This window comes from Vibrio sp. 1F263 (genome assembly GCF_041439035.1).
GTDB classification, from domain to species: domain Bacteria; phylum Pseudomonadota; class Gammaproteobacteria; order Enterobacterales; family Vibrionaceae; genus Vibrio; species Vibrio tasmaniensis_A.
The window spans coordinates 13,207-35,710 of the sequence record NZ_JBGONI010000042.1; the positions used below are offsets into that span (position 1 = coordinate 13,207).

The following is a 22,504-nucleotide window of genomic DNA, read 5'->3' on the forward strand; positions in this document are numbered from 1 at the left end:
TAAAATCACCTTATCCGATCCTGTTTCCCCAGTCATTATTTGTGGATTGAGATCTGACGGGGTTGCATTGCTTCTGGGACTTCACGGACGAGGTCTACGTGCAGCAAACCATTTCCCATACTCGCTGCTTTAACGGTTACGTAGTCAGCCATCTGGAATTTACGTTCAAAGTTACGCTCTGCGATCCCTTGATAAAGGTAATTAGGTTTAGTTTCTACAGGCTGAACTTCACCGGAAACGATTAACATATTTTCGTTCTGGGTAAGAGTTAGTGCATCTTCAGAAAAACCAGCTACAGCCATCGTAATACGATAGTTGTTTTCGTCTTTCTGCTCGATGTTGTATGGAGGGTAGCCATTACAAGATGGCTTATTCGTGCTACTCTCCGCTAGGTTAAATAGACGTTCAAAACCAATGGCATGACGGTATAGCGGAGAAAAATCTACATTACGCATAATACTATCCTCATAAATAAGCAATAGTTCTTAGTGTTTAGTACACCAAGACCGGAGACAGACTCTATTGCACCACGTAGGCGCCGTAAGACATATGTTCCAGGTGTTAACAGGTTTAAGGAACTCGCTAATGTCGCATACTACAACGTCAACGTTCCTTGATTACAATTGCCCTAGCTTCCCTAAGAAGGCGAAGTGGGCAACTTAAGAACTTCATCTGTCAGTTCGTTTTTTTAAAATATTATCCCAAGAGAAACCTGTCAATACTAACATTAGGTTTTTTTGGTCATTTATAAATTGTTAATTTAGCAAAAGCGCTAGCTCGATTCTGTCAGATTCGATCTAACAGGTTCTTCGCTGGCTCATTCCTACACACAACCCAAATCGCGGCCTGGATCTGTCAGCATATAATGTATTTTAATGTGACACCCTAAGCGCCAAAACGCACATCAAAACAAAACCCTGAGCACTTAAACGTCCCCTCCCCCTTTGTCACAAATCGCAATGCTGGAAATACTGACCCGTAGTTGGTGTACAGAATGATGTGATCCGCTCGCTCGTGAAGAAACCATTCACCAAAGCCAGCGCCATTTAATTCGATGAAAAAGTCACGGATTTCATGGAAAGCAAAACGACGCGACCCCAATAGCGGAAACTGCTGCTTGATAGCTTCAACGAACCCTTGGTCTTTTAACGCTGCGATATCAGCCTGCTGCTCGGGCGATTGACGACGACTGAACATTTTCAAACGCTGGATTTTGGAAACCCAATCAGACTTTTTTTTCGCCTCATCACGACACTTTTTGACTTGAGAGCGCAACTTCAATACCGCCAAAGGACTAGAGATATCATTTTTTGGTGAGCTTTCGTGCCCCAGCGGCGAAACGCTGGTCGATGAATTTGAATTAGAGAGAGTTGGGATTGAGTTTTGTTGCGCCATGAGAATTTCCTTTCTGTTTGAGTATCACTTTTCGGAGCCGCTTGGCTGTCCGCTCTCTCAACATCGTTCTGCTTTGCAAGGGCGCACAGCGGCAAAGCCTCCCTTGAAAAACAGGTTGTGGGGAGAGACGGTTAACAGCCTGCGAACCCAAAAATGAAGCGAGTGAAAGAAATCGGCGCATAAGAAAACAAGCCCTTATTCGAACTTATTCAAAGACAGAGAGATCAACGAGGAGAGAGGACGAGGTGCCTCGAACGAAGAGAGAAGTGCCTTGGGTGATTGTTCTCAGGAACGTAGAAGCTCATCGAGCAGGCTCGATAAAGCAACTCAAGTTGTCGACAGAGGAGCAAAACGAAGGAATAAACCGAGCGGAGCGAGAACGTCCCAGTGAAGAAGCATCAACAACAGAACCACTCTATTAGAGATAAAACGAAGCACACGTGATAAAAATCAAGTGATAACGACCAGAAAATGAACCATGACCTATGTCCTTATACAATTCATCTCACCTTTCTCTTTGAGAAAGCGTTCATACCTCCTTTTTACTGTGCCACGATCGAGTCCCAATACATTTGCAGCATAAGTATAGTTTCCTAGGGAATGAATCATGCATTCATCCAACAGCCCCCCTCCACCGCTTTCATCACCACACTCATATCAGGATCGCTATTAGAACTGACATAAACCAACAATCGAGCAGCAAGACATTTCCGAACTTTCAACAGATCGACTAGCATTTGCTTTTCAGTCCTATGCAGTAGCAGATGAATAACTTCCTGATCATCAATATGACCCACTTCCACTCGATAGGTTCCTGTACCTTGGACTTTATCAATCAACGTATTTAATCGATGAGTTTTAACCTTCTTAGAAAAAGGTTTCATTTTCTAACATTGAGGCAAAACACTGCTGTTCAAAGAGAGCGGTCAACATGATGTAGAGCTCATCCTAATGAGTGAATTTGGCTTGATAATTGAGGTTAATTTCGTTCATTTGCCATAAATTTTCCTCTAGGTGGCCCTTGGCATTCCTGCCTATACTCAGCATGGTCTTCAGCTCTTTCTTACATTTAGAATATTGAGGCTGTTTTATCTTTGGCTTGATGAACTCTACCAAAAACTCATTTCTTTTTTTTGTAGGCCAATAGGCTTGGCTTTGGTCAAATGAATAATAACGAGAGGGGAGGCGTTTGAAATCGTTTGGTCTATTGCTTGATAGTACTTTAAGTTAAGGCTCATGAATGGTCGCTAACTCTTATAATCCGGTGGAAGAACGTCCGAAAAGCCTGAGCTCAAGGTAGTCAAGGTGATACAACCGCGCCTCAGCCCAAACATAATTAACAATTAAGGCGTGACTTGAACACGCTAAGAATAACAAGGTTAATCTCGTTATTTAAGTTTATTCAGTACGTTGAAGAATTCTTTGAATTCAACCGTAAATAGAGCACCGACTATTACTGGTAGACCGCTATTAAAAGCGGACCTGCTTAAATTTCCCAACGCCGATAGCAGATCGCTCTTTTAAAATCACGTCTAGTGCTCTCTCAAATACGTACTTATTGCCCTTAATTAAGTCTCGTGCACCACCACTGTTAAACCAGATGAAAGAATAATATTCAGAGTAATTTGATAAGGTTGTTTTGAAAACAACCCCCATTGTCCCCGTTTAGACACCCATCAAACTTAAACCTTTATTAATTAAAAATATTCTTAAAAGGTTTAATTTGTATCTTTAGTGCTTTATATTGGTTACATGAAATTAAGGCATTAAGGGCACCCAATGACCACCATCATCGATTCATTAGAACTTGTTTGTGAACGTATGCAGCAAGAGCAGTCAGATCTGAAAGCCGTTATCAAAGAGCGTATGCAGATCAAAGTAACTGATACAGAAATTGAGGGGAGTGTCGATAGGCTTATCTATAATCACTCATTGAAGAAGAAAGAGCTTCAAGAGCTGTTTGGCTTATCTCGTGTGACCTTCAATTCTAGAATAGATGAAGCAACCGAGCAGGGCGTCGTTGGCGCTCCTATTATCCAAGGACGCACTCACCTGTATAATCGCTTCGACGTCGCCAATATGATGGAGTTCATGAACTTTCCTAAGTACAACCAGCGCTTTGAACCGACAACCGTTGTAGTGGAAAACCATAAAGGGGGCACTGGCAAATCCACCACGACAGTAACCCTAGCGACCACTGCTGCGCTTGATCTTAATCTTAATGCACGCTGCCTAGTGATAGATTTAGATCCCCAAGGCTCAACAGGCCAAAACCTGATTCATCAAGCCGACGATGAATCAGTCTACATGACAGCTGTTGATATCGCGCTAGCAGGCCAAGAGCCCGAAGGTGATTTTTCTCAATACCTTAATGACTACCGTTATGACGAGTTAGTTAAAGCGATTCCGTTTAAGACTCACCTCCCTAACTTAGATGTGATTCCTGCCTTCCCATCAGACGAACGCTTTGTCGATTCTTACTGGGGGCAAGATGAAATAGGTCAACGGAATTTGCTGAGTGTGTTGCGTGAAAAAATCTTACCCATACTTAAAGAAGAGTACGACCTAATCTTCATCGATACGCCCCCACAGAACTCTCCAATTCTCTGGGCAGTGAATGAGGCGGCTGATGCGGTCTTGATTCCAGTCACCCCACGAGAGTTTGATTTTGCCTCAACGAGTAACTACATGGCCACTATGCCAGGTACATTTAGAGCATTACCATCACAAGGAAAAAATTTAAAGTGGGCTAAATTGCTTCCAGTGAACTTCGATGAGAAGAGCGCTCATGAAGTTAAAGTGTTTGATAAATTGCTGCGTGCGGCGCAAGGGCATTTATTATCAACAGCGATCCGTCACTCTGAAGCGTTTGTCGCGGCTGCGGAAAGCAACCGTACAGTACTGGATATTCGAAAATCAGAGCAGATTTGTAGTGGTAAACAATTTGATTTAGCTATGACATCGGTGAATGCCGTGTACCACCAATTCATCACTGAAATTAAGCAGCTAGCAACAAAAGGGCTATAACATGTTACGACCTCAAGACAAGCGAACCGGCTTTAACCAAGGCAATCAATTAGGAAAACGAGTTAAAGCCGAACCCCCTAAAAAAACATTCACGTTTGCTAGCGGTAAAACAGCCACTGCAGAAAGAGTGGTGGTTAAATCAGATGAACTTGAAGTTAAAACTGCAATTCACCCTTTAAATCCACGTCGCCAAGATTCGCTTACGCTTGATGCTGTGCGTGATATATTACCAAGCGTTCAGGAAGAGGGCGTACATACTGAAGGCGTCGCGACCAAAGACGGGCAGGGCACTTACCAGTTACTTGATAGCTCACGTCGCCGTTTCACTTGCATCCATGCTAAAAAAGATTTACCTCTATGGGTTATTGAAGGGGAGATCGACCAAGCTGATTTGCTCGCTTTTATTCAAACTACTCAATCTGTAAAGCGCTTGTCTTACCGAGAATTGGGAGCTGATTACAAAAGCGTGATGCAAGCACAAGGCTTTACGAAGCTCGATGAACTAGCTGACTATCTGAATATTGGACGTGAAACTTGCCGAAAGCGCTTTGCTGCAGCATCAGTTGATCAGCGTTTGATTGAGGTCTTTCCTGATTGCGAAGGGATCCCAAATGGTTACTACGCTAAGCTGGCTAAAGTGGAAAAGCAGTTAGATAAAGAAGGTACTACAACGGCACATTTCATCAGTTCACTTAAGGTGGATGTAGATAATTTAGTCTCTGTAGAAGATAAACAAAAGCAAGTTCTTGCTCAGATGGAGTCGAAGCTTTTAAAGGGTAAAGATAAAATAAGCTGGAAGACTAAACCATTAGCGCTGTTCGATGACAAGAACAAGTATGCAAAGGTATCTCACAGCAGTGATAAGCGGGGGCTTAAGATTGAATTGAGTAGATTGCCCGTTGATGTGTATGACGATATCATACGGTTTGTTTCTGAAAAAGTGCAAGATAAGTAAATAACAACCCCGCCAATGAGCGGGGTTTTTAATGGGGACAATGGGGGTTGTTTTGCCCTATTAACAACAAACCACCTCATTATTTAGATGTCATAACAAAGTTGATGAATATAAAACTTGAGATCAGTATCACTGAAGGTAACAAATTTTTAGTGTTAGCTGCAAAACACTAAAAATCTGTTACCTGAAAATCATAATTCCATTAACTCTAACCTGTGATAGAAAATAGAATCAAACTGCATATCTGCAGGCATTACGATAATACCCATCCTAACACTTTCAATGGCGAGTTTATGGTGTTTACTTAACTCACCATTGACAGGGTATGAAAGTACAATATTAAAGGCTTCTTTTGCGAGTTTTAACATCGGGTTATCAGGTGCTAGCTCTTCAGCTAACTTTGCTCTTTCCAATGCCTCACCTTTATTGTCACTTTTTTGCTTCCATTGGAAAAGGAACTCAAGCGCAACAATACTCTTTCCTCGATAACGAGCTTTATAACCATACGATCCAGACTCTTCATCAACCAAAAAGCTTAGCTCTTTTCTCACTTCTTCGTTAGAAGCAAGCTCTTCGATTGGCTTACGAATACATCGTTCCATGAAGACCTTGTTGTTGGTATAACTGGATTTGGTTAACTTCCCTTGCTCATCTAAGAGACCGAATAAACCATGTAATTGCGCTATCGATTGCTCATGCAACTTCATTCCAGGCTTTTTAAAGCGAGATAGAATAGTGTAAAGGCGCTTAGAATGTTCTGACTTCAAACTACGAAAAGATAAATGGTTAATTTGAGCGTGGCCAGCTGACTGAGCAAGATAAGCATCCATTAATTCAGCGTTAGGCACCATAATTAGCGCCCCTTTTTTATACGCAACTCGACTAAAAAGAGGCATAAAATCAAATTCTTGATCAGCATCGTTCATTAAGCCTACTTTGCGCGATGAGAGCCTTTTAGCCATAGGCTTTAATGTTGGATAAAGCTGCTTTGCTGAAAGACCAAACCACTCCTTTAACACTTCAGATTGAAACGTATATTCAGGTGCGTATACGTGTCGACCTTCCTGATACGCAACCCAATGGTCTTCGTGTAGTCGAGAGAGGAAGAGTGCAAATGTATCATGCTCTCTCGCCGTCAGTCCTAGCTGGCTAAAAACTAAAGCATGGCTTTTCTTAAAAAAGTCATTAGGCAATTCACGGTAGTCTTCAGTTGTGATCAACTGTCGATGGTCAGTCATAGTAATTAGTTTCAGGTAACAGATTATTAGTGTAGTACAAGGATAAGACTAAATTTCAGTAACCTCAAGAACGTAATTCACAATTTTAGACTAAATTCCTGTAACCTTAATAGAAATACTAAAATGAAACACTCAATATCAAGACTTATGGGATAAAGTCTGTTTGGACACTAAAAAAATGTAACCTTCACACTAAAATTTAGATCAATAACACTAATTTCTTGTTACCCCCAGACTAATTAAAAGATCAACAAGACTAACTACAAGATCAATCACACTAATAATATGTTGCCAAAACCTCAATATCATTATGATTTTAAAGTGTTTTTTAGCAATTATAGATCTTATATAAATTATAGATCATATAGAGGTTATATACTGTTATAGAGATTGTGGATAATGTGTATAAACTCAATTTAGTAAATAAAAAAACTACTTATCCACATAAAATAAAGAATATTAGAAAAACTAGCTTAACGTTCATCGATCAATGTTTTTCTACTTTCCTACTACGGACTTCCAATTTCCGTAAGTATTGGTGCCATAGAGAGTAACGAATGCATAAACCTGACGGGCAACGCTTTGGCGTTGCTTTGTCGGATTTGTGTATGGACAACTATTCGCTCGTTCCTCACGAAAGTTGTCCATACACAAATCTAGGTTTAGAAACCTTCAATATATGATCTGAGGGAGATCTTTTAATCTCGTTGTATATTGGGGCGACAAAAAGTACGGTTCATCAGCCACTTCTGAGTGGCTTTGTTTCCGTAATCAACCCACTTTGTCTTTTGATGTCATTAGGCGACTCGATAGCTCTCGGTCATACCAAGCTGCATAAATCGATTTAATATTGATGCCGCTTGCATCATTTCCTGTTGTTGATTGTTAAAGTCTCTACTGTGTAATTTGGGGCCAATAATTGTTTTGTAACGCTACATTGCATTATCTGAGACATTCCGTTTTCCATACTGCTTTGTCTTTTGCCTGCGCGTGGGACTTAATGCAGAGTACACCACCAAATTGCTCACCCTTTTAGGGTTATGAGCGTCGTCAGCATACAGATTTTCTTTGGGAGGAATCGCTATGCCAGTTTCTGGAAATTCGCTCGCTAATGCGTCATAGACGTCATCGGTATCGTATATTTTATCTGCTGAAATATGGCCAACTTCCACATCAACTTGCCCACACAATTCTTCGACAACCTGAAAATGGTTCTATCGCAAACTTTGAAGCTTTAGGTTAGGATTTGTTCAATTTCCACTCAACACTCTGAATCGTCATGTTTAAAGGCTGCCACTTTCCCTCTGAAGTCATTCTCGAAACCGTACGCTATCTCTATCTGGCAGGGTAGTTGTCACTGTTAGAATTTAACCAGTTTGGGCGATAAAGAGTAATTGTGTCTCGTATCTCAGTAGAAAGAAAAGAAGCTATTACCTCCATATTCGATGTCAGTTAAAGAAGTGTCAGAAGACGAAGGAATTAGCACTGCGCCCCTGTATCATTGGCGCCAGCAACTCAGACATTCAGGAGCCGCCGTCCCAAATACCAACACTTCATCAGAGCAGTGGTCTGCTCAAACTAAACTTGCCATTATCGCTAAAACCTACTCAATGACAGAAAGTGAACTCAACCAATATGATCGTGAAAAAGGTCTTTTTCCAGAACAAATCCAAAGCTGGCGCCGCGAATGTATGCAAGGGTTTAAGTCGAGTAAAGAGCGGGAAGCTGAAGCAAAGAAGCAGGCTAAAGCTGACAAACTTGAAATCAAAGAGTTGAAGAAAGATTTACGACTCAAAGAAAAAGCAACCGATGAAAGGCAGACCATAGTGACGATTATCCTTGAAGCGAAGCAATGCGGATGCCGTTTAGAGCCAGCTTGCCATGAAGTTCAAATTGACTTGAGAACGTATCGTCGCTGGTATCAGCAAGGTGAAGTCCAAGCTGACAAAAGGCCATATGCATCAGACCAGAGCCTGCTAACAAGCTGTCGCAGGAAGAGCGTGAGGTGTGTAACCGCTCTGAGTTCGCAAGCTTGCTTCCAACTCAAATCGTCCTGACACTGCTTGAGAGAGGTGAGTATATCGCCTCTGAGTCGATCTACTATTGAGTGCTGAGTACGCAGGGGCAACTTCACAAACGAGGTCGTCAGCGGAGCAGACAGAAGCAAACGAAGCCAACCAGTTACACAGCGACGGACTCGAACCAATTTTATGCATTGGATATCAATCACTTACCTTCAAGGGTTCGAGGCCAACACTATTACCTGTATGTCATTGAGGATATCTACAGTCGAAAAATTGTTGGTTATGAAGTGTATGAGCATGAATGCGGTGAGCTGGCGTCACAACTTCTGCAACGAACGTTGATGCGAGAGCAATGCTTCAATCAAGCACTGGTTCTTCACTCAGATAATGGCGCACCGATGAAGTCGCTGACGTTTAAAGCAAAAATGGAAGAGTTAGGTATTACCTCATCGTATAGCCGGCCAAGAGTCAGTGATGATAACCCGTATGTCGAGTCATTGTTCCGTACAGGAAAGTACATGCCAAGCTGGCCAGCAAAGGGCTTTGAAACAATCGATAGTAGTCGAAGTTGGGTTGAAGCCTTCGTACGCTGGTACAACACCGAGCATAAGCAGAGTAAGCTAAATTACGTCACGTCACGCCTTCAGAGCGTCACAATGGAAAAGATAAAGATATCTTGAAGCGTCGTGTAGAGGTATTGCTAGCAGCAAAACAGCGAAAGCTTGAGCGGTGGTCTGGTGATATCAGGAACTGTGCGCCTGTTGGTGACATTCACCTAAATCCAGAAAGAGAAGCTGCTTAATAAGCAAGAAAATGATGACAACTACCTTGAAAAACACCGGAATCCCAAGGCTATAATTTTGTAGATTATCAATATGGAATTTCGTTTACACCCGATTTCAGATAATAAGTGCGACAATCCCCTTTAAATTGAAGATTAGACAAAATTCAATCCTAGAAACTCACTCTAACTTTTACCAATCAATCAAGCTCATCTAAGCGGATAGAGCCCTTTCCTTATGTTTGGTGTTGTACTACAACTAGTGGATATACATTAATATTTACATTAATATTTACATTAATTAGGTTCTAGTTTGTTCGTCCTTTTACTGGTTTCGTAAGAATTCGTGTCGTCAATCGTTGATTTGGAGTATGTATGACTGGGAAGCCTCGGGCCATAAAGCTATCTTTAAGTATATTAATATTGTCACTCAGTGCAACAATAGCGTGTTGGTCTATGGCACGAAATTATGTTGAACGCAATGCTGAAAGCCGTTTTACTAATTATACCCAAGACGTTAAAGCGTTGATTCAAAATCGCATGTTGAATTATCAACAGGCCCTCTCAGGGGGCGTTGCTCTATTTGCTGCTTCTGAACAGGTCGATCGTGAGGAGTGGGCGAATTATATCGATAAGTTAAATCTTGGCTTGCATTATCCTGGTATACAGGGGATTGGTGTTTCAATTCCTATTTCGGCGCGAGATAAAGAGGCGCATGTGCAGCAAGTTCGGGCGGAAGGTTTTCCTCAGTATGAGATTAAACCTAAGGGGGCGCGAGATGAATACACGGCCATTATCTATTTGGAGCCTTTTGATGCTCGCAACCGGCAGGCATTTGGCTTTGACATGTATTCTGAAGCCGTTCGGCGTCAGGCTATGTCTACGGCAAGAGATACAGGAAGAGCTGCTTTATCCGGTAGGGTTGAGTTAGTTCAGGAGATTACTGAGGATAAACAAGCTGGTTTTTTGCTTTATTTACCTATCTACAAAACGCTTTATTCCCCTGATACAGTTGAAGAGCGAAGGGAGGCCTTTGTTGGTTATGTTTACAGCCCATTCCGCGCAAGAGATCTCATGCAAGGTATCCTTCAATCTAACGTCTCAACGGTAAGCTTTCGGTTATATGATGGCGCAGAAGACACCCCTAATAGTTTGCTGTATGACGGGAATAGCGCCTTAAGTATTGTGGACGAGCAATTCATATCGACATTTCGACGCTCGGAGGTGATTAATGTTGCAGGTCGAGATTGGACGATCATCTATACTTCTACCCCCGTGTTTGAAGCCGGTCTCGATTTTTCGCTGCCTCGTATTGTTGCTGGAACTGGGGGGCTCTTAAGTATTCTGTTTTTTTTCCTTTTTCGGATGTTGATTGTTTCACATCAAACAACTGAAAAGCTGCATCATGAGGCCTCGGCGAGGAGAGAAGCCGAAGGATCCCTTAAGAGCCTAAACCAGGAGTTAGAAAATCGTGTTAATGAACGCACTCAAGAACTAAAGCGACAAGAAGAGCTCAATCGAATGCTTTTAGAGAGTTTGAGTGAAGGGGTGGTGGCTTGTGGCGCGGACGGAAATTTAACTTTATTTAACCGTACAGCAAGAGAGTGGCATGGATCTGACCCATTACAGATTCCCCCCGAACTCTGGAGTAATTATTACAATTTATATGAAGGTGACGGGCGAACACCGATGGCGAAAGAAAACATACCGTTGCTTAGAGCATTTAATGGTGAGCATATTCAAAATGATCTACTTTGCATAATCGCTAATGGTCAAAGTCCCCGCTTCGTCTTGGCCAGTGGAGCTCCGATTTGTGATCTCGATGGTAAGCGCCTAGGTGCTGTGGTTGCTATGCACGACGTAACTGAAAATAGGCGTCATGAACGTCGTTTCATTGATATTTTTGAGTTTGCACCTGATGCCATACTGATAATAGAGAGGGGGGGTTGTATTACTCAGGCCAACAGCCATTCTGAGGTTGTTTTTAATTGGGGGAAAGATGTACTTAAAGGCCAATTAATAGATCGATTTTTACCTGGTATTTATTCAAATATCAATAGCTCTTTCTTCGAGAATGAAGAATTGGGTGAAGGAGCTCGTGTTGAGCAACTCTCTACCATGGCTAGACGTAAAGGGGGGATTGATTTTCCGGTTGACATTAGTTTAAGCCCTGTTGAGTCGGAAAAGGGCTTGCAGGTGGCCGTCGCTATTCGGGATATTACCCAGCGTGTTCAGTCAGAGAGGAAAAATAAAGAAGCGATGGCTATGCTGAATGCCATTGAAGATGGGGCATTTATCTTTGATCCAGAAACGCTTCGCCACAGCTATGTTAATGAAGGTGCCGTTTGTCAACTTGGTTATTCCAGAGAAGAGTTGTTGGATCTTACTGCCGTTGATTTCAAAGTTGAGTTCGATGAAAACCGTTACCGGAAGTTGCTTGAACCCTTGTTAAATGGCGAACAGCAGGTTGTCCATATTTCTACTGTTCATAAACATAAAGATGGTCATCTCATTCCAGTCGAAGTCAATCTTCAGTACATTTTTCTACCTGGAGGGAAAAGGCGTTGTATTTCAATGGTTAGGGACGTAACCGAACGTCATCAGGCTTTACGACAACTTGAGGAGGCAACCAAGCAGCAAAAAGCGGCCAATTTTGTCATAGAGCAGGAGCGTAAAAAACTTGCCCAACGGGTGTCTGAACGCACAGCGTCATTACGGTCAACAAATGAAAAGCTAGAGCAAGCTCGAATTGAGGCGGAACAAGCAAGCCATGCTAAATCGGCTTTCTTGGCGGCAATGAGCCACGAAATACGGACGCCAATGAACGGGGTTATTGGTATGTTAGAGGTTTTGTCACACAGTCAGCTGGAGTGCCATCAAGTTGATGAAGTTAAAACTATTCATGACTCTGCGTTTGCCCTGCTGAGGCTCATCGATGATATTTTAGATTTCTCAAAAATTGAAGCTGGTAAGCTAGATCTTGAAAAATTTCCGGTATCTGTCGAAGAACTTATAGAAGGGGTATGCTCCTCGCTTGTCTCCGTTTCTGAGAAGCAAGAGGTTGACTTGCAATTATTTATTGCCCCGATTTTTCCAAGTTATATTTTGTCTGATCCAATCCGGTTGCGGCAAATTTTCTATAATTTAATTGGTAATGCAATTAAGTTTAGTGGTGGTCGTAAGGAAAAACGAGGAGACGTCTCAGTCCGCGTGAACATTGTTGATAATAAAATGGTTGTCAATATCGAGGATAACGGCATTGGAATATCGTCGGATGCCTTAGCTATGTTATTTACTTCTTTCTCTCAAGCGGAGTCATCCACAACGCGTCGTTTTGGGGGGTCTGGGTTAGGATTGGCGATCTCGAAGCGCTTAGTGGACTTAATGGGCGGAGATATTAAAGTAAACAGTCAGTTAGGAGAAGGCTCTACGTTCACAGTTAGCTTACCTTTGGCAATTTATCAGAAAGAGATCATACCACCTTTATCGTTACTCTCAGAGACAAAGTGTATCCTAGTTGAGAACTCAGTATTTGATACTGACGCTCTACGAGTTTACCTCGAGCATTCGGGTGCTAATGTTCAAGTTGTTAGCACCCATTCCGAAGCGTTACGTATTGCTGAGTTGCTTGAAGAGGTTGTCGTTATAATTATTGGTCCGCAAAAACATGTCCCGGAACTTACCATCGCTTTTCTGAAAACATTGAAAAGTTCACGAATTGAAAGTGGGTATATTAGGCACTTGTTGATGACTCGAGATCAGCCTCGGCCCCTGAAATTTGAATCCCCTGAATTTGTTGCTCTAAATTGTAACCTATTGCGGCGAAAAGAGTTTTTACAGTCTGTTTCAGTGGCTGCCGGAATTGTTTCGCCTGAAATAATACTTGATCAAGTGGGGGAAGAGTCTCTGCCGTTAACTGCGGCACCGAGTGTGGCACAAGCCCGTGCAGAAGGACGGTTAATCTTGGTTGCAGAGGATGATAGCATCAACCGAAAAGTCATCCTTAAACAGTTGAGTCTACTAGGTTATGCGGCAGAGGTTGCTGAGAACGGATTGGTGGCTTATCAACTTTGGCAAGAGGGAAGTTATGCGTTGCTATTAACGGATTTACATATGCCGGAAATGGATGGTTATGCATTAACGGAAGCGATACGAAAGGATAACTTGGAGAGGGCACAAAAACCTATCCTAGCTTTGACAGCCAACGCTTTGAGAGGTGAAAAGAGTCGAGCCAAGGCGGTAGGAATGAATGATTACCTTACAAAACCTGTCCAGCTTCATTTACTTAAAGAGGCTCTTGAAACATGGTTGCCCAACCAGAATGGAGTGCCTGAACTTGGATTACTTGAAGAGGAACAGCCTAGGGACTCTGAAATATTGACTGTCAGTAAGCTCGCTGAGCTTGTCGGAAATGAGCCAGCTGTTATGTGTGATTTTTTGACTGATTTTTTGAGTTTAATGACAAGACAGCAGGAACAGTTAAGAGCCGCTTCTTCCGCTAAGGATATTAGAGAAGTGAGCAGTATCGCTCATAAGCTCAAATCTTCATCTCGTTCAGTGGGCGCGATGAGATTAGGTGACTTGTGTGCCGAGCTTGAAAATGCTTGTACTATAGGTGATGTCGCAGTGGTGGAGTTGACCATGACTCTGTTAGATAAGTGTTTTGCAGAGACGGAAGAGGAAGTGATCTGCTACCTTGATAAAAAAATTATATAGGAGAAGTGTATGGCGATAATGTTGATTGACGATGAGCCGTTTTTAATGAAGTTGCTTGCTCATCAATTAAAGGATTTTGTGAATGAAAAGGTTGTTGTTCATCAATATGAACATGCTGTTGATGCTCTTCAAAAATTAGAAATGCATCCTGAAGAGGTAGAACTAATTTTTTGTGATCTGCAGATGCCAAAGATGGACGGAGTAGAGTTTGTCCGTCACTTGGGGCGTATAGGCTACCAGGGAGGTGTTATTTTGATGAGTGGTGAAGAACAAGCCATTCTAGACAGTGCTAAAAAGCTGGCAACCACTTATCAACTTAATATTTTTGGTTGTCTCCATAAGCCTTTTAGTCCCACTCAGTTAAAAGAAATTATTGAGCATCAGGCCGCTCATCTAGAGACGGAATGTTTTGATGACCTGAAAGAGTATTCTGAAGCTGATCTGCGTCGAGCTATTCAACAAGGTGAGCTAATCAATTACTACCAACCACAGGTCAGGCTTCGAGATGGTGAAATTGTCGGTGTAGAAGCTTTGGTACGTTGGCAACACCCTAAAGATGGCCTAGTGTTACCTGATAAATTTATCCCACTTGTTGAAGAGTATGGACTGATAGATGACTTGACGATGGTTGTCTTAGCTAATGCTCTGGAACAGAGCAAACGTTGGCAATCTGTGGGCGCAAAGCTTTGTATGTCAATCAATATTTCAATGGAAAGTCTGACGTCCTTGGAGTTTCCAGATAAGATTCAAAACATTGCACATGAGGCTAGAGTCCCATTGTCAAACTTAGTCTTGGAAGTAACGGAAAGCCGGCTGATGAATGATCGGCAGTTAGCGTTGGACATCCTGACACGACTGCGACTTAAAGGTGTTGCTTTATCTATTGATGACTTTGGGACGGGGTATTCCTCGTTGGCCCAGTTACGAGATATTCCATTCAGTGAGCTTAAGATCGACCGAAGTTTTGTGCATGGGGCCCATAAAAATAAGTCTTTACGCGTGATTTTTGAAGCCAGTTTCAAGATGGCCCAGCAATTAGGAATGCAGACCGTGGCTGAGGGAGTGGAAGATCTTGAGGATTGGGTGTATTTACGTAAGATAGGGTGTGATGTCGCACAGGGTTACTTTATTGCCAAGCCAATGTCTGAAAATCATTTATCTCGATGGTTAGATGAATGGGAAGGCGTCGAGAGCTAACCCTCAATTCAAGAGTAAATGGTGTCAATATTGAATCACTTATGCACCTCTGCCGTACTTTTCCTCCTAAATCATTTGCAAGTCTAAATATCTAGTCTAGAATTCAAATCATAAATAAAACAATAACTTATATTAAGGGGGCTACGGAATGAAAAAATGGCTTAAATCTACAGTCATCGGCTTATTTGTGGTTGGCTCTACGCCAGCTATAACAGCCCCTTCTGTTCTCAAAGTATATCTAGACTCGGATCGAACCGTGCATCTAGCCTCAGCGGAGGCAATAGAAATGGGTGTAAAAACGGCTTTTTCTCAGCATGGTAATCAACTTTTTGGCATTCCAGTAGAGTTCGAAGTACTTGACCATCGTGGGAATACGGCGCGAAGCAAGCTCAATATGCAGCGCTACCAGAAAGACCCTAATGGAATTGTTTTCTTCGCCGGGTTGCATTCTTCCCCCCTGATAAAATATCGCGATTATATCAATGAAAGTGAACTGTTGATTTTGGTGCCATGGGCTGCAGGCGGTCCTATAACTCGCTACCCGTCTGAGAAGAATTTCGTATTTCGCCTCTCTGTTGACGACACAAAAGTTGGGGGGAAACTGGTCTCAACAGCAATCAATAATGGTTGCCAATCTGTTGACTTATTATTAGAAAAAACGCCTTGGGGTAAGTCTAATTACAAAACGATTTTCCAATCAGTAGCCGACCACAGCACACACTTAAAAGCTCGGGTTACTTGGTTTAATTGGGGAATTGACGAGGCTCTGGCTCGTGTGATAGCCGCCGATCTTAATCGAACCGGCGTTGAATGTGTCCTGTTTGTAGGGAATTCACGAGAAGGCCCCTTATTAGTCAAAGCTCTCTCTGATCTTGAACAACCACCAAAAATTTTCAGTCATTGGGGGATCACCGGAGGTGGTTTCTCTCAGCGAGTTTCATTTGATGCTCGCCAGAGAACTGCCTTAAGCTTTGTTCAATCTTGTTTTAATTTTTATAGCTCTCCGGAGAACGATCTATCGAAGGAGGTATACCGCCAAGCTACGGCGCTATTCCCTGATAAGTTTACAAATGATTTTATTGACGCCCCAGCTGGCTTTGTGCATGGCTATGATCTGGCTAAAGTATTTATTCAAGCCGCACAAAGTATCACCCTCACCGATGATATGGTGAATAATCGACAGCTACTTAAGCTGGCGTTGGAGCAGATGGACACACCGGTTCAAGGTTTGCTAAAGACGTATGAACAACCATTTAGCGTTTATGACGTGGCACATCCTGATGCTCATGAGGCGCTAGGAGCCGATGATTTGTGCATGGCGAGGTACACTCAAGTGGGAGCCATCAAGCTGTTAGATTCAGCTAAGATTAATAAGGCAGATTAATGATCTATAAAACTCGACCAAAACTCAGTGGTATTCAGCTTTACGGTGTATTTTTGTTTATCTCGATGGTTGTGTTCGCTCTTATCACTTATGGACTTTTAGAGCAGCAAGCTCAGCAATCAATAAGAAACCTGGAGAAAATCAATACCTCAATTAAACTAAGTACGGCAGAGAGTTATATTAGCCAATCCCTGAATAATACCGAAAATTTAGCGATGAAAATTGCCTCACATCAAGTGGTGATTTCTACCGCTTTAGGGGGGGGTGCTACACCACAAGAGATTAGTGATAGACTAGCAATCGTGAAACCAGTGACGGGTAAGCACTATATTGTGATCTTGGATATTCTTGGTGACCCAATTTATCAAGAGTTAACCTTACCGGATGAACTGTTCGCTCAACTGCACACTAAGATTGAACAAGGAGATCTATCGAGTGTGTTTAGGGTATTTACCTTTCAAGATGATAGTAATAACTTAATGGTTGCTCTTCCAATACTGTACAACGGTTTTCTAGAAGGTTTACTTGTGTATGTGAAGCCATTTGATATTGACGCCTTTTTATCACCGTTGAGGTTCTCCGAACAATATCAAGTAAGTTTAATTCAAAGCGATAATAGTTGGGGTATGCCTCCCCCAATTGATTGGACGCAACATACAACATACCTCCCTAGATACGACTTGGATTTAGTTTACAGTATTAACCCTGCTATCTATCAAAACAATCGTAACCAATTTATCCGTTCACTCATCATTGCGTTATCGATAGCTGGTGCGTTGACATATATATTGGTCTATTTTACAGGTAAAAAGCTCCTCATATCTCCTTATCAGTCACTAGAAAAGTCTGAGCGCCGATTAAAAAAAGTAGCCATTGAAGCCCAAACCGCAAGTGTCGCTAAATCACAATTTATAGCCTCTATTAGTCATGAGTTGAGAACCCCTATGAACGGGGTTTTGGGGGCAGCTCAACTGCTGACACAGTGTAAAAATAAAGATGAGCGTCATGAGCTTGAACAAACCTTGCTCTCTTCCGGGCACCATATGATCTCAATTCTCAACGATATACTAGATTTTTCTAAAATTGAGGTTGGTAAGCTGACGCTTAATCTTTCTGAATTTAAACTGGCTGACCTACACAATAAAATTGAAAATAGTTATCGACCCTTATGCTTAGATAAAGGTATAACGTTTGAAGGAACGGCCTATTCTGAAACATCAATACACCTAGTTGCCGATGAGACCCGGTTAGCACAGATAGCTCTTAATCTTCTCAATAATGCGTGGAAGTTTACTCAAAAAGGGGAGATCCATTTTTCTACCCGGCTCACGCAAATGAATAACAACGATTATCTAGAAATTAAGGTGTCTGATACGGGAATTGGTATCCCCGCAGAGAAACAAGCAACGATATTTGACCCATTCACTCAGGGCGATGGGAAAACTACGCGTAAATTTGGCGGGACTGGACTTGGCTTAACTATTATTTCCAAGCTCGTAGATACTATGCATGGCACGCTTAACTTGGAAAGTAAAGTAGGTGTAGGGACACGCTTTATCATTTGCGTGCCTGTCAAAGTTGTATCACAGCCTAGAGAGCAAATAAATGAACCAATGAAGTTATTTAATGGCGAAGGGCTGAAAGCTTTGATTGTTGAAGACAATCGTGTAAATAGCATCATCCTATCTAAATTCCTAAAGAAAAGAGGTTTTAAGTGTGATATTGCCCTTGACGGACAAAAAGGTTTTGAGCAAGCGAGCAGAACCTTTTATGACGTAATCATGATGGATAACCATATGCCTATTATGGATGGTACTGAGGCTACGAAACGTATTAAGGCTTTATCTTCACCCTATAGTGATAGCATCGTCATCGCTTGTACCGCTGATGCCTTCGAGGAAAACCTAACTAAAATGCGTGAGGTTGGCTGCGCAGAAATCATCACAAAACCAGTCAATGAGGGGGTGTTAGATTCGGTCTTTAATCAATATCTGTCAAACCAAGCTGTAGAAAAGGCCAACAGTCCATAAATTAATCTGCATGACTAGCTTTGGGCACAGAGAGAAATGTTAGGTATAAAAAGCATAGTTTTCATATTCAGTTTGGTTGTGTAACAGTAATCTTATGCTCCGGGCGTTTTTGCGGGGAGGTCACTATTGCCCAGCTCTTTCTAAAATTCCTCGACACCATTGTCTCAGTTTTTTTCCAAAAAGATTGACAATCGCTGTTCTAACGCCATGAGCTTATAGTGTACATACTTGTCGCCGAGTTTGGTTATCCGGCTTAACTTAGGCCTTTACTCGTGAAACATTATTTCGGAACCAAGCAAATAAACCGCAGTTTTTATTAAATAGAGAACCTTTTGCTTTTGGAAGCGAGTGTCATTGTAGCGGTTTGGCAGCTAATTCCTTAATTCTTCATGACTCGTTGAATATTGGCAGCGCTAAACACATACGCTTGAGCGGGTAGCTTGCTATGAGTAAGTATATAACCAATGTGGTTCAATGGAACTAAATCAAGAACCTACGATCTGGTCAGCTACATCCACTCTCTCTCGCAGCCCTATTCCTAAACCTCTTTACAAAACAACCAACTGGAAGCAATACAACCAATCACTCATTAACCGTGGTTCTCTGACCTTTTGGTTTGATGAAGAGGCGATAAGCGGTTGGGCGCAAAGCAAACAGAATAAGCGCGGGAGACCACGTCGGTTCAGTGATTTGGCTATCACGACAGCACTCATGGTGAAACGCGTGTTTTCTATGCCACTGAGAGCGCTACAAGGATTTGTCGACTCGCTATTTAGATTTCCATGTTCCATTAAGTTGTCCACATTACACCTGCATCAGCGTAGAGCTAAGCAAGTTGGGGTCTCATTTAAGGAGCAATACAGCACCTAGCCACTGATGTTACTGGCCTTAAGGTTTATGGCGAAAGCACATATTGCAGTCGATACAAGCACTCATGAAATTATTGCAGCCGAGCTAAGTTTATCGACGGTTACAGATGGAGAAGTCCTCCCTAACTTACTGAAACAAACACGCCGAAGCCTCCTTGAGGTGTCTGGTGATGGCGCTCACGACACGAGAGCGTGGCACGCAGCTATTAAGATTAAGCGAGTCAGAAGGAACAACCTTCTGGGAGCGTGGTCACCCCCAAAATCTCGCCGTGGGTTGCCAGAAGTTATACGGCTCACATAAGTATTGGAAAGAGCGGTATGGATACCACAGACGTTCACTGTCAGAAACAGCGATGTATCGAGTTAAACAGTTGCTAGGAGGACGATTGAGCTTAAGAAATTACAATGCCCAGGTGGGTGAAACTTACGCGATGATAAAAGCGTTGAACAAGCTTACTGGGTTAGGTATGCCTGAAACTTGTCGTATTGACTAAAAAGCATGCGAAACGGGGTAGCTCTATCTCTAAATTTAATTACGCAACAAAACCGCTCTTAGGATTTCTCGATGCCGCTAAAAATTGTCATAAGTTTTGCGTTCACTCTTATCGTGAGCGAGACATATTCTATTTCGCCCCTGTTTCTTTGCTTCATATAAAGCATTATCCGCTAGCTTAATCACCTCTTTGACTGTCTCCGCTTGTGAGAGGCTAGCGCATCCTATAGAGATGGTCACTTGCTGATCTGATTCGTATTCTAGGGGGGCTGTGAGGTTTTGTTCACTCACCAATATTCTTAAGTTATCAGCGATCTTGCTGGCGATTTCAAGATCTGTTTGAAGAAGTAAAATAGTGAATTCCTCTCCACCATAACGACAAACTAGATCAGAAGAGCGTGTATTGTTTTTCAGAACATTAGCGACGAGCTGCAAAACTTTGTCCCCTAGTAAGTGCCCATAGGTATCATTGAATTGCTTAAAAAAATCAATATCTATTAATAGTAAACTATTTATTTCCTGGTTCAGGTTTTGTTGCTCAAATACTGCTTGGATTTTTTGATCGAACTCTGATCGGTTATACAATCCAGTTAACCGGTCAGTAATTGCGGATTTATGGAGTTGTTTTTCAAGGAGGCGTCTACGTTTATCGAATTGCTCATAAGTAATACCACTAGCCAGCATTGTAAAGGTGATATACGTACAGACCACCACTACATAGATAGCAAAACCGCTGGTTTCATCATCCAAAATATAAGTGGTGAGAAAGCCGCCAGCTAGGCAAAATAACAACCCAAAGATTAACTGCGTACGCGCTATTTTCGCTCCTAAAGTAGGTAATAAGAGTGTTTTAAGTGCGCCTCGGTGGGCTGTGAGACCAAAAATTGATATGGTTAAAAAGAACCCTAATATAGTGGTGACCGGAGACATCTGGCCATAAAATGAATCAATACCATAAGCGTAACCAACGGCTGAGACAAATGGGAGGAAAATAGCGGTAATGGCAAAAATTTGTATTAGATACCAAGGACGTCTATTTAAGAGGAAAAAAATGGCTATGACAGCAAAAAGTTGCATTACTGATGTATTAAACCCCATCTCGATGGGAGACTCTGCGTGAAGTGGGGTATCAAAAAAGATGAAATAACTTAGAACAGGGTCAATTAAATTAATTCCAGTACTTTGTTGATAGAAACGAATGACAAGTATGAAAAAAGCAAGGCTTACGAGGCTTCTGGTTATCTTCAGACTCTTTTTCCGCCAAATACAGGCGCAAGAAAGAAGTAAAAAGATAAAAGCAGTTATAGGATGCGTAGCTGCCCCATGGCTTGTTGGTCGATAGAGCCATTTAATATCAAAAAGATAGGAAGCTAAAATGAGAACAGACAAAGCTGCAATCACCTTGCAGAAAACTTGGCTGTAAAAAAGAGTGAGTGAAGTGAGTGCTCGTTTTTTTTTTGCCATTTATATATCGCCTTCATTGGGTGTCTTAGGACTTAACTTTTATAGATAATGATTCAATCTAGGAGATTTTTCCCAAATACTGCGTTTAATATTATCATTAATAAGGATGGGGATCCCGCCTTCGGTTTCAGGCCTATCGAACTAACTTAAACAAGGCTTCTGTTTCGTTTCTATATGAATATTGATCTTGTTGTTAACAACAAGATCAAATCTTCCTACTGCAGGAGGGGGGAAAGAAGCGACTATTTCGCGATCAAGAAATCATCAAGTGATTTACCAGCATCAAGCTGTTCTTGAATTATGGAAGGGGTGCGACTTTGACCAGTCCATGTTTGTGCTCTGCCGTTCCCGTCGGTGTATCTATATTTAGCAGGGCGAGGCTTACGTTTACCTTTTGTGTTCTTTTTTGATTTTCCTGATAGAGCTTCTATGAGAGCTTCAACATCAACCTTGATGTGATTTACGATTTCAGCGAATTTTGTTTCTTGGCGTTTAAGAAAGACGGTCGTTAACTTCTTAAGTGCTTCTTCAAGTTCCTCAAGTGTTAATTCACGAGAGAACGCCCGAAGCGAGCGGATATTAAGGGCTTTTTTGCGTAATTCAATGGAACTAAATCAAGAACCTACGATCTGATCAGCTACGTCCACTCTCTCGTAGCCCTATTCCTAAACCTCTTTATAAACAACCAACTGGAAGCAATACAACCAATCACTCATTAACCGTGGCTCTCTGACTTTTTAGATTGATGAAGAGGCAATAAGCGGTTGGGCGCAAAGCGAACAGAATAAGCGCGGGAGGCCACGTCGGTTCAGTGGTTTAGCTATCACGACAGCGCTGCGAGGATTTATCGACTCGATATTTAGGTTAGCCCATGTTCCGTTAAGTTGTCCGCATTACACCTGCATCAGTCGTAGAGCCAAGCAAGTTGAGG

Annotated in this window: 15 protein-coding genes and 3 pseudogenes; 11 read left to right on the forward strand and 7 right to left on the reverse strand. The window is 42.1% G+C overall.

Going from position 1 to position 22,504, the window contains the following annotated elements; all coding sequences use genetic code 11:
- Positions 1 to 35: 35 nt before the first annotated feature.
- The 4 genes from ACED25_RS20000 to ACED25_RS20015 all read right to left on the reverse strand — a co-directional run bounded on the left by ACED25_RS20000 (position 36) and on the right by ACED25_RS20015 (position 2,511).
- On the reverse strand, positions 36 to 455 hold the full coding sequence (locus tag ACED25_RS20000) for an Hsp20 family protein (RefSeq protein ID WP_017091829.1): 420 nt from the start codon (positions 453 to 455) through the stop codon (positions 36 to 38).
- A gap of 430 nt (positions 456 to 885) precedes the next feature.
- Complete coding sequence (locus ACED25_RS20005) at positions 886 to 1,395, reverse strand: hypothetical protein (protein WP_102421416.1); 510 nt, start codon at positions 1,393 to 1,395, stop codon at positions 886 to 888.
- A 605-nt stretch (positions 1,396 to 2,000) separates the two neighbouring features.
- Positions 2,001 to 2,279 (reverse strand): hypothetical protein, encoded by a 279-nt coding sequence (locus ACED25_RS20010; RefSeq protein WP_017098235.1) that lies wholly within the window; start codon positions 2,277 to 2,279, stop codon positions 2,001 to 2,003.
- A 64-nt stretch (positions 2,280 to 2,343) separates the two neighbouring features.
- A complete protein-coding gene (locus tag ACED25_RS20015; RefSeq protein ID WP_017098234.1) occupies positions 2,344 to 2,511 on the reverse strand; it encodes a DUF2913 family protein in 168 nt (55 codons plus the stop codon).
- A gap of 663 nt (positions 2,512 to 3,174) precedes the next feature.
- On the opposite strand from ACED25_RS20015, the gene ACED25_RS20020 reads away from it, so the two are divergent.
- Complete coding sequence (locus ACED25_RS20020; protein ID WP_017098231.1) at positions 3,175 to 4,422, forward strand: ParA family protein; 1,248 nt, start codon at positions 3,175 to 3,177, stop codon at positions 4,420 to 4,422.
- A 1-nt stretch (position 4,423) separates the two neighbouring features.
- Positions 4,424 to 5,377: a ParB family protein gene (locus tag ACED25_RS20025; protein ID WP_102258082.1), complete on the forward strand. Its 954-nt coding sequence runs from the start codon at positions 4,424 to 4,426 to the stop codon at positions 5,375 to 5,377.
- 191 nt (positions 5,378 to 5,568) lie between these two features.
- Here ACED25_RS20025 and ACED25_RS20030 read toward each other — a convergent pair whose 3' ends face one another.
- Entirely contained in the window at positions 5,569 to 6,615 is a 1,047-nt protein-coding gene (locus ACED25_RS20030) for a replication initiation protein (RefSeq protein WP_017099008.1), read from the reverse strand.
- 1,421 nt (positions 6,616 to 8,036) lie between these two features.
- Here ACED25_RS20030 and ACED25_RS20035 point away from each other — a divergent pair.
- The 8 genes and pseudogenes from ACED25_RS20035 to ACED25_RS20070 form a co-directional block, all read left to right on the forward strand.
- Positions 8,037 to 9,441 (forward strand): annotated as a pseudogene (locus tag ACED25_RS20035) (IS3 family transposase); the annotation flags it as partial.
- 435 nt (positions 9,442 to 9,876) lie between these two features.
- Positions 9,877 to 14,136, forward strand: a complete 4,260-nt coding sequence (locus tag ACED25_RS20040; protein WP_241820711.1) for a CHASE domain-containing protein — start codon at positions 9,877 to 9,879, stop codon at positions 14,134 to 14,136.
- A 9-nt stretch (positions 14,137 to 14,145) separates the two neighbouring features.
- Positions 14,146 to 15,333: an EAL domain-containing protein gene (locus ACED25_RS20045; RefSeq protein WP_017097882.1), complete on the forward strand. Its 1,188-nt coding sequence runs from the start codon at positions 14,146 to 14,148 to the stop codon at positions 15,331 to 15,333.
- A gap of 148 nt (positions 15,334 to 15,481) precedes the next feature.
- Positions 15,482 to 16,717, forward strand: coding sequence for an ABC transporter substrate-binding protein (locus ACED25_RS20050; RefSeq protein WP_017097881.1), 1,236 nt, complete (start codon positions 15,482 to 15,484; stop codon positions 16,715 to 16,717).
- On the forward strand, positions 16,717 to 18,747 hold the full coding sequence (locus tag ACED25_RS20055) for an ATP-binding protein (RefSeq protein ID WP_371695935.1): 2,031 nt from the start codon (positions 16,717 to 16,719) through the stop codon (positions 18,745 to 18,747). The genes ACED25_RS20050 and ACED25_RS20055 overlap by 1 nt, the downstream gene beginning before the upstream one ends.
- Positions 18,748 to 19,221: 474 nt before the next feature.
- Positions 19,222 to 19,617, forward strand: coding sequence for a transposase (locus ACED25_RS20060; protein ID WP_102258085.1), 396 nt, complete (start codon positions 19,222 to 19,224; stop codon positions 19,615 to 19,617).
- 27 nt (positions 19,618 to 19,644) lie between these two features.
- Positions 19,645 to 19,776: pseudogene (locus tag ACED25_RS20065) on the forward strand (IS5/IS1182 family transposase); the annotation flags it as partial.
- A gap of 10 nt (positions 19,777 to 19,786) precedes the next feature.
- Complete coding sequence (locus ACED25_RS20070; protein WP_240798311.1) at positions 19,787 to 20,110, forward strand: hypothetical protein; 324 nt, start codon at positions 19,787 to 19,789, stop codon at positions 20,108 to 20,110.
- 77 nt (positions 20,111 to 20,187) lie between these two features.
- Here the strand turns inward: ACED25_RS20070 and ACED25_RS20075 are convergent, their stop codons facing one another.
- Together ACED25_RS20075 and ACED25_RS20080 are read right to left on the reverse strand one after the other, a co-directional pair.
- Positions 20,188 to 21,573, reverse strand: coding sequence for a GGDEF domain-containing protein (locus ACED25_RS20075; protein WP_017096766.1), 1,386 nt, complete (start codon positions 21,571 to 21,573; stop codon positions 20,188 to 20,190).
- A gap of 242 nt (positions 21,574 to 21,815) precedes the next feature.
- Positions 21,816 to 22,178, reverse strand: coding sequence for an H-NS family nucleoid-associated regulatory protein (locus ACED25_RS20080; RefSeq protein ID WP_371695936.1), 363 nt, complete (start codon positions 22,176 to 22,178; stop codon positions 21,816 to 21,818).
- A 56-nt stretch (positions 22,179 to 22,234) separates the two neighbouring features.
- Between ACED25_RS20080 and ACED25_RS20085 the strand changes: the two are divergent.
- A pseudogene (locus tag ACED25_RS20085) lies at positions 22,235 to 22,504 on the forward strand (transposase); the annotation flags it as partial.

Excerpts from the sequence above, each read along its gene's own strand:
- ACED25_RS20000 (WP_017091829.1), bottom strand. The coding sequence starts at position 455 with ATGCGTAATGTAGATTTTTCTCCGCTATACCGTCATGCCATTGGTTTT.
- ACED25_RS20005 (WP_102421416.1), bottom strand. The coding sequence starts at position 1,395 with ATGGCGCAACAAAACTCAATCCCAACTCTCTCTAATTCAAATTCATCG.
- ACED25_RS20010 (WP_017098235.1), bottom strand. The coding sequence starts at position 2,279 with ATGAAACCTTTTTCTAAGAAGGTTAAAACTCATCGATTAAATACGTTG.
- ACED25_RS20020 (WP_017098231.1), top strand. The coding sequence starts at position 3,175 with ATGACCACCATCATCGATTCATTAGAACTTGTTTGTGAACGTATGCAG.
- ACED25_RS20025 (WP_102258082.1), top strand. The coding sequence starts at position 4,424 with ATGTTACGACCTCAAGACAAGCGAACCGGCTTTAACCAAGGCAATCAA.
- ACED25_RS20030 (WP_017099008.1), bottom strand. The coding sequence starts at position 6,615 with ATGACTGACCATCGACAGTTGATCACAACTGAAGACTACCGTGAATTG.
- ACED25_RS20040 (WP_241820711.1), top strand. The coding sequence starts at position 9,877 with ATGGCACGAAATTATGTTGAACGCAATGCTGAAAGCCGTTTTACTAAT.
- ACED25_RS20045 (WP_017097882.1), top strand. The coding sequence starts at position 14,146 with ATGGCGATAATGTTGATTGACGATGAGCCGTTTTTAATGAAGTTGCTT.
- ACED25_RS20050 (WP_017097881.1), top strand. The coding sequence starts at position 15,482 with ATGAAAAAATGGCTTAAATCTACAGTCATCGGCTTATTTGTGGTTGGC.
- ACED25_RS20055 (WP_371695935.1), top strand. The coding sequence starts at position 16,717 with ATGATCTATAAAACTCGACCAAAACTCAGTGGTATTCAGCTTTACGGT.
- ACED25_RS20060 (WP_102258085.1), top strand. The coding sequence starts at position 19,222 with ATGGAACTAAATCAAGAACCTACGATCTGGTCAGCTACATCCACTCTC.
- ACED25_RS20070 (WP_240798311.1), top strand. The coding sequence starts at position 19,787 with ATGGCGCTCACGACACGAGAGCGTGGCACGCAGCTATTAAGATTAAGC.
- ACED25_RS20075 (WP_017096766.1), bottom strand. The coding sequence starts at position 21,573 with ATGGCAAAAAAAAAACGAGCACTCACTTCACTCACTCTTTTTTACAGC.